The 6,648-nt window shown below is 74.5% G+C and carries 7 protein-coding genes and 1 pseudogene; 3 read left to right on the top strand and 5 right to left on the bottom strand.

Annotation, left to right across the window (positions count from 1 at the left end):
- Window positions 1-96: 96 nt before the first annotated feature.
- Window positions 97-1,119, bottom strand: a complete 1,023-nt coding sequence (locus tag VR44_RS32910; RefSeq protein ID WP_045951292.1) for a LacI family DNA-binding transcriptional regulator — start codon at window positions 1,117-1,119, stop codon at window positions 97-99.
- 127 nt (window positions 1,120-1,246) lie between these two features.
- Here VR44_RS32910 and VR44_RS32905 point away from each other — a divergent pair, with 127 nt between their 5' ends.
- Both VR44_RS32905 and VR44_RS32900 read left to right on the top strand, forming a co-directional pair.
- Window positions 1,247-2,482, top strand: coding sequence for an MFS transporter (locus tag VR44_RS32905; RefSeq protein WP_045951291.1), 1,236 nt, complete (start codon window positions 1,247-1,249; stop codon window positions 2,480-2,482).
- A gap of 41 nt (window positions 2,483-2,523) precedes the next feature.
- Entirely contained in the window at window positions 2,524-3,219 is a 696-nt protein-coding gene (locus VR44_RS32900; protein WP_045951294.1) for an alpha/beta fold hydrolase, read from the top strand.
- Here the strand turns inward: VR44_RS32900 and VR44_RS43220 are convergent.
- The 4 genes and pseudogenes from VR44_RS43220 to VR44_RS32885 all read right to left on the bottom strand — a co-directional run bounded on the left by VR44_RS43220 (window position 3,216) and on the right by VR44_RS32885 (window position 5,568).
- Window positions 3,216-3,593: a ribosomal protein L7/L12 gene (locus VR44_RS43220; RefSeq protein WP_245692686.1), complete on the bottom strand. Its 378-nt coding sequence runs from the start codon at window positions 3,591-3,593 to the stop codon at window positions 3,216-3,218. The genes VR44_RS32900 and VR44_RS43220 overlap by 4 nt on opposite strands.
- A gap of 57 nt (window positions 3,594-3,650) precedes the next feature.
- A complete protein-coding gene (locus VR44_RS32895; RefSeq protein WP_045951290.1) occupies window positions 3,651-3,956 on the bottom strand; it encodes a hypothetical protein in 306 nt (101 codons plus the stop codon).
- A gap of 98 nt (window positions 3,957-4,054) precedes the next feature.
- Window positions 4,055-5,048: pseudogene (locus VR44_RS32890) on the bottom strand (DUF6596 domain-containing protein).
- A gap of 112 nt (window positions 5,049-5,160) precedes the next feature.
- Complete coding sequence (locus tag VR44_RS32885; RefSeq protein ID WP_045951289.1) at window positions 5,161-5,568, bottom strand: YciI family protein; 408 nt, start codon at window positions 5,566-5,568, stop codon at window positions 5,161-5,163.
- Window positions 5,569-5,937: 369 nt separating this feature from the next.
- Here VR44_RS32885 and VR44_RS32880 point away from each other — a divergent pair.
- On the top strand, window positions 5,938-6,648 hold a 711-nt coding region (locus VR44_RS32880; RefSeq protein ID WP_045951293.1), incomplete at its 3' end, for an amidase family protein.

Genomic DNA, 6,648 nt, shown 5'->3' with positions numbered 1-6,648 from the left:
CCCCCAGGACACGGTCCGCAGACGGACAGGCCGCGCCGCCAACTCCAGCCCCGCCGGCGATTGAGGCGCCGGGGCTGGGGCGGAGTCCCGGGGGGGTCAGGTCGACTCGCGGGGGACGGCGGCCGCCCCCGTCAGGTCGTACCGCTCGGCCATCGCCGAAGGCACCCGCACGGCCCGGTCCACCAGCCCCGCCAACCACTCCCCGCTCGGCATCTCGATCCGCACCGAGCTCAGCCGCGGCCGCACCAGCCGCCCGATCAGCAGGTCGTCGGCCCCCATGACGGCGACGTCCTCCGGCACCCGCACCCCCGCGTCCAGCAGTGCCCGCATCAGCAGCACCGCGTACTCGTCGTTGTACGCGAAGACCCCGTCCAGCCCCAGCTCCCCCCACCGCGCGGCCAGCGCCGCCGCCGACTCCTCCGTGTAGGCCAGGGCGAGCGGGGTGACCTCCACCTCGGGCACCGTGCGGGCTCCCGCGAGCCGGGGGCCGGAGAACAGGTCCAGGCCCGGCTCCTCCGGAACGACCACCCCGATCCGTCGGCGGCCGCGGCCGGCCAGGTGGGCGGCGGCCAGGGCGCCGACCTCCGCCTGGTCCATCACCAGCGCGTGCGCCCCCGCCACCCGTTCCGGGCCCAGCGTGAGGACCGCGCGCGCACCGGCCCGCTTGAGGGTGTCGACGTTGTGCGGGGAGAGGGCGGTCTCGCCGAGGGAGATCACCGCGACGGGGCGCAGCTCGGCCCAGGCGCGCACGGCCTCGTCACCGGTCAGGCCGAGGCTGCCGTACTGGACGACGGTGTAGTCCAGGCGGCGCAGGGCCCACTGGAGTTCGTTGAGGAAGGTGCTGTAGAGGGGGCCGGCCGGGACGTGGGAGGTGGGCAGCAGCACGATGCGGGTGTGCCCGGCGCGCAGGCTGCGGGCGGCGGCGTGCGGGACGTAGCCCAGTTCCTCGGCGGCCGCACGGACCTTGCGGCGCGTGGGCTCGCTGATCCGTACGGCCTCCGCGTTGTTGAGGACGTACGAGACCGTGGCGCGCGAGACGCCCGCGAGCCGGGCCACGTCGGCACTGGTCGGCGGGTTCGGGGGGGTGGGGGGGTTCGGGGGGTTCGTTGAGTCAGGCATGGCCGTGGCATCTTTCCAGACCGGCCGCGTCCTGGGTCTGGCGGTTGGCCGGAAACACATGCTACACAGTGGTTACACGAGTCACTTACACGTGTAACCACCTCCACTCGCTGCCCAGGAGGGCACCGTGGCCCTTTCCTCCGCCGTCCCCGCCGGCGCGTCCCCCGCAGCCGCTCCCGGCCGGGGCCTGCTCCCGCTGCTCCTCGTGGCCAACACGGCCATGTACTCCCTGTACATCGGCGTCGCCGGCATCCTGCTGGCCCTCCAGGTCGAGCAGGTCGACCCGGCGGACAAGGTCTCCAACTTCGGCCTGATAGCCGGGGTTTCCGCGGTCTTCGCCACGGTCTTCAACCCGGTCGCCGGAGCCCTGTCCGACCGCAGCGGGCGGCGCAACCCCTGGATCCTGGGCGGCGGGCTCGCCGCCCTGCCGGCGATGCTGCTGCTCAGGCTCGCGGACACGATCCTGCTGATCACCCTGGCCTGGTGTCTGGGCCAGGCCGTGATGAACGTCTACCAGGCCGCCCTCACCTCCGTGGTCCCCGACCGGGTGCCGATGACGGCGCGCGGCAAGGCCTCGGCGGCCGTCGGGCTCGGTCTGCCGTTCGGGTCCGCCCTGGGGGCTTTGGCCGGTGCGGCCTTCGCGGAGGACTACCGCACCGGGTACCTGCTGTTCGGCGCGATCGTGGCGGTCGCCGCCCTGCTGTTCACCGGCTGCACCCGTGAGCGGCGGCTCCCGGCGCGCGCGCCGCTGCCCGTCCGGGCGCAGCTGGCCGCCTTCGCGAGTGCCCTGCGCGACCACGACTTCCGCTGGGCGTTCATCGGGCGGGCGCTACTGGTGCTCGGCTATTTCGCGGTGAGCGGCTACCAGTTGTACGTGCTGCAGGACCACACCGTGCTGCCCGCGGGGATGAAGCCGGAGGCGGCGGTGGCGGTGCTGACGCCACTGACGAGCGTGGCGATGGCCGTCTCGACGGTCCTGGGCGGCTGGCTGTCGGACCGGCTCGACCGGCGCAAGCTGTTCGTCGGCGCCTCGGCGCTGCTGTCGGCGGTCGCGCTGGCCATCCCGGCGGTTTCGGCGAGCTGGTCCGCGATGCTGGCCTTCGCCGTGGTCAACGGGCTGGCGTTCGGCTGCTACATGGCCGTGGACACCGCCCTCGTGACGATGGTCCTGCCACGGGCCGAGGACGCCGCGCGGGACATGGGCGTGCTCAACGTCGCCAACGCCGGGCCGCAGATCGTCGCACCGTTCGTCGCCTCCGTGGTCGTCTCGGTCAGCGGCGGCTACACGGCCCTGTTCCTCGTCGCCGCGGCGCTGGCCGTCGCGGGGGCGTTGGCAGTGCGCCCGATCCGCGGCGTCCGCTGAAACCTTTTTCCGATACCGGTACCGACATGGAGGACACCACCGTGCAGCTGCACACCCACACCTGGGGCGAGGGCGACCGGCTCGCCGTCCTGGTCCACGGCATCATGGCCGACCACCGCACCTGGCGCCGGGTCGGCCCGGCCCTCGCCGGGGCGGGCTACCGGGTGATCGCGGTCGACCTCCGCGGCCACGGGGCCAGCGGGCGCGGCCCGTACAGCCCCGAACTCTTCGCGGACGACCTCGTCGAAACCCTGCCCACCGGAGCCGAGTTGGCGATCGGGCACTCGCTGGGCGGCCTGACCCTCGCCCTGGCGGTGGACCGGCTGAAGCCGCGGCGCGCGGTGTTCTCGGACCCCGCCTGGCATCTGGCCGCGCCCGAACCCGGCTTCGGGCCGGAGCTGTTCGCGGAGTTCAAGACGGCGAGCAGGGAGCGGATCCGGGCCATGAACCCGCGCTGGGAGGAGGCGGACGTGGACATCGAGCGCGCGACGCTGGACCTGTGGGACGAGGCCACCGCCCTGAGCCTCGCCCCGCTGACCGGCCGCGACCTCCTGCCGAAGGCCCCGGCGGTGCCCTCACTGGTCCAACTGGCCGACCCCAGCTTCCTGATCTCCCCGGAACGCGCGGCCCTGCTCCGCGAACGCGGCTTCGAGGTCCGAACGGTCGCGGGGGCCGGACACACCATCCACCGCGACGACTTCGAGGGGTTCATGGCGTCGTTGGAGGGCTGGATCTAGAGCGCCGGCGGGCGGCTCGCTCGACAGGTCTCCGGAGGCCATGGCCCACTGCACGGGGCGGGGTCGAGCGGGCCGGCCCCTCGCGTGATGGTGCGGTCGCACCAGTCGCAAAGCAGTGGCGCGTGAGCACCTGCGGCCTCAAGGACACCGGCCGCGTCCTCGGCGGCTTCGAGCCAGCCGGGTTCTGTGACCGCTACGGGCGCACGGTCCAGCAGGAGCCTGCTGTTCCAAAGGCTGAGGCCGGTGATCGTTCGGATCGCACGGATCGCCTCCGCCTCTCCCCACAGGAACGGCCTGAGGCGGCCATCGCCGTGCCACCGCGGGAGCGTCCGAGTGCATGGAAACGGGCCCAGCTCATCTCGGCGGACAGGCACGTTCGATCAACTGACGACCCGGTCAAAGGGACACGGCCCGGCCAGGCCTCGCGGCCCTCATGCCGCCGGTGTTCCGCCGGTGTCCGGCGCCGGGGCCACCGCGGACCACCAGGCGATCAGCCGGTCGGCCATCGCGTCGGTCCGGTGGCCGACGGGGTCCAGCCCGAAGTGGTCCTCCAGCTCGTACCAGAGGAACTCGCCGAGCTCCGCCCGCGTGGCGCCACGGCGGAGGCGCTGGAACAAGGGGACGAGCATGCAGTCGTACTCGTCCTGCGAGAGGCCGGCCACGCCGATCGGGTCCCACTCGTTGAGCAGGTACCGCAGGTTGTCGAACAGTACGGCCGACGGAGTCCATGGAGGCATCGGCCCAGACTGCCACCCGGGGGCCGATGCCGCCCCCGAATATCGCGGCCCTTCCCGGCCGCCGAACGTACTCCGGTGACCCTGACCCGGCCATTCGGTCAAGGGCCGGCGGTTTCCGGGGCCGGGCGGCCGTCGGGGGCGGGCGGCTCGCTGTTGAGGCGGGCCGCCTGTCGGGTGAGGTGGGTGCGTTCGGCCAGGGTCGGGGCCTTGTGGGCGGCCTCGGCGTAGAGCCGGGCGGCGGCTGCCCGGTCGCCCGCACGTTCGTGCAGCCAGGCGGCGACGGCCGTGTGCCGGGGCAGGTCCGGGTCGAGTCCGGACAGCGCGGCGAGTCCGGCCTGCGGCCCGTCGGCCTCTCCGACCGCCACCGCCCGGTTGAGGCGGGCGACGGGGCTGCCGGTGAGGCGGACGAGTTCGTCGTACCACTCCACGATCTGCGGCCAGTCGGTCTCCTCCGCGCTGGGGGCGTCGGCGTGCAGGGCGGCGATGGCGGCCTGGGCCTGGTACTCCCCGAGGCGGTCGCGGGCCAGGGCTCCGTGCAGGATCGCGATGCCCTCGGCGATGGCCGCCGTGTCCCAGCGGCCGCGGTCCTGTTCGGCGAGCGGAACGAGGCTGCCGTCGGGGGCGGTCCGTGCGGCGCGGCGGGCGTGGTGGAGGAGCATCAGGGCGAGCAGTCCGGCCGGCTCGGGGTGGTCTGGTGGCCTCGGGTACGAGGTAGGCCCGGGCGATCTGGCGGGTGGTGAGGCCGCCGACGGCGCGCAGCGTGAGGGCGACGGCCGAGGACGGGGAGAGGGCGGGGTGGGCGCACAGGAAGTAGAGGCTGAGGGTGTCGTCGGCGTCGGGGGCGGGACCCGGCTCCGGTTCGCGGTCGGCCTGGTCCTCGCGCCGCCGCCGGGCCGCGTCGGCGCGGGCCGCGTCGAGGAAGCGGCGCCAGGCGGCGGTGACGAGCCACCCCTTCGGGTCGCGGGGCGGGTCGGCGGGCCAGACGCGGAGGGCGTCGAGGAGGGCGTCCTGCACGGCGTCCTCGGCCGCCGCGAAGTCGGCGCCGCGCCGGACGAGGATGCCGAGGACGGCGGGGGTCAGCTCCCGCAGCAGGGCCTCGTCGACGGCGTGCGGCGGGGCCCCGCCCGGGACCGTGGGGTCCTGGGCGGGGCGGGAGCCGGGAGCGGGGTCGAGGCCGGGGTCCGGGGCGGTCATCGGGGGCCGTTCACTCCGTGATCGTGGGCGGCTCGGACATGAAGGGGCGCAGCTCGAGCCACTCGTGGATCGGCCGGCCGCCCGCGCCGGGGGCCGCCGACAGTTCGGCGGCGAGCTCCAGGGCCCGGTCGTAGCTGTCCACGTCGATCACCATCCAGCCGGCGATCAGGTCCTTGGTCTCGGCGAACGGGCCGTCGGTGACGGCCGGGCGCCCCTCGCCGTCGTAGCGGACCCAGGTGCCTTCCGGCGCCAGGGCCTGGGCGTCGACGAATTCGCCGGTCTGCTCCAGCTTCGCCGCGAAGTCGCGCATGTACTGGATGTGGTCGGAGACCTCCTGAGGGGTCCAGCGGTCCATGGGGACGTCGTTGCTCGGGGCCGGGGCGCCGCGGTAGTGCTTCAGCAGCAGGTACTTGGCCATGACGGTTCTCCTCGATCTGGTCCTGCGCGTCCATTCTGGCCGCGCTCACCCCTGGGACGGAGCCGATGCCGCGTTCTCGACATCCCCGCCGGAGATTTTTTCGGGCCACCGTCCGGGGAGGCGACCCGGGGCTCCCGGCGGCCGGGCCGGGTCCGGCGCTCCGGCACGAACACGGGCACGTGCCGCAGCCCGGAGACGGCCGGGAGCACGGGCACGGGCAGGAGCTCGGAGACGGCCGGGAGCACGGGATCGGCCGGAGGCAGGGGCACGGCCGGGAGCACAGGTCTGCGGCCGGGGTCCGCAGGAGGGTGCGGCCCGGGACGTTTGGGCCTACCGTCGGCCTTACCGATCAGTAGAGGGAGGAAGCCGATGGCGGACGCCGTTCCAGGGCTCGCGGAGATGGCCGCGGCGGTAGCCGAAGGCCGAGTGAGCTCAAGGGAGTTGACGGAGCGTTCGCTCGCGCGGATCGCGGCCGCGCAGCCCTCGCTCAACGCCTTCCGGATCATCCGCGCCGAGGCGGCCCTGGCCGAGGCGGAGGCCGCCGACCGACGGCTGGCCCGGGGGGAGCGGCTGCCGCTGCTGGGCGTGCCCGTCGCCGTCAAGGACGACATGGACGTGGCCGGGGAGCCGACGGCGTTCGGATGCGCCGGGGACTTCCCGCCCAAGCCGGCCGACAGCGAGGCGGTGCGCCGGCTGCGTGCGGCCGGGGCGGTCGTGGTGGGCAAGACGCAGACGCCCGAGCTGGGCCAGTGGCCCTTCACCGAGGGGCCGGCCTTCGGGGCGACCCGCAATCCGTGGGACACGCAGTACACCCCGGGCGGCTCCTCGGGCGGGTCGGCGGCGGCCGTGGCGGCGGGGCTGGTGCCCGCGGCGCTCGGGTCCGACGGGGCAGGGTCGGTGCGCATCCCCGCCGCCTGGACGCATCTGGTGGGGGTGAAACCGCAGCGGGGGCGCATCTCCACCTGGCCGGAACCCGAGGCCTTCCACGGCCTGACGGTCAACGGCGTGCTGGCCCGTACGGTCGCGGACGCCGCGCTGCTGCTGGACGCGGCGAGCGGGCAGGCCCCCGGGGACCTGCAC

Source organism: Streptomyces katrae (assembly GCF_000966975.1).
GTDB classification, from domain to species: Bacteria; Actinomycetota; Actinomycetes; order Streptomycetales; family Streptomycetaceae; genus Streptomyces; species Streptomyces katrae.
The sequence above is the reverse complement of the archived record's forward strand: the minus strand, read 5'-3'. Positions and strand labels throughout refer to the sequence as shown.

Coding starts and splice junctions, on each gene's coding strand:
- VR44_RS32895 (WP_045951290.1), bottom strand. CDS start 3,956: ATGCCTCCATGGACTCCGTCGGCCGTACTGTTCGACAACCTGCGGTAC.
- VR44_RS32885 (WP_045951289.1), bottom strand. CDS start 5,568: ATGGCCAAGTACCTGCTGCTGAAGCACTACCGCGGCGCCCCGGCCCCG.
- VR44_RS32910 (WP_045951292.1), bottom strand. CDS start 1,119: ATGCCTGACTCAACGAACCCCCCGAACCCCCCCACCCCCCCGAACCCG.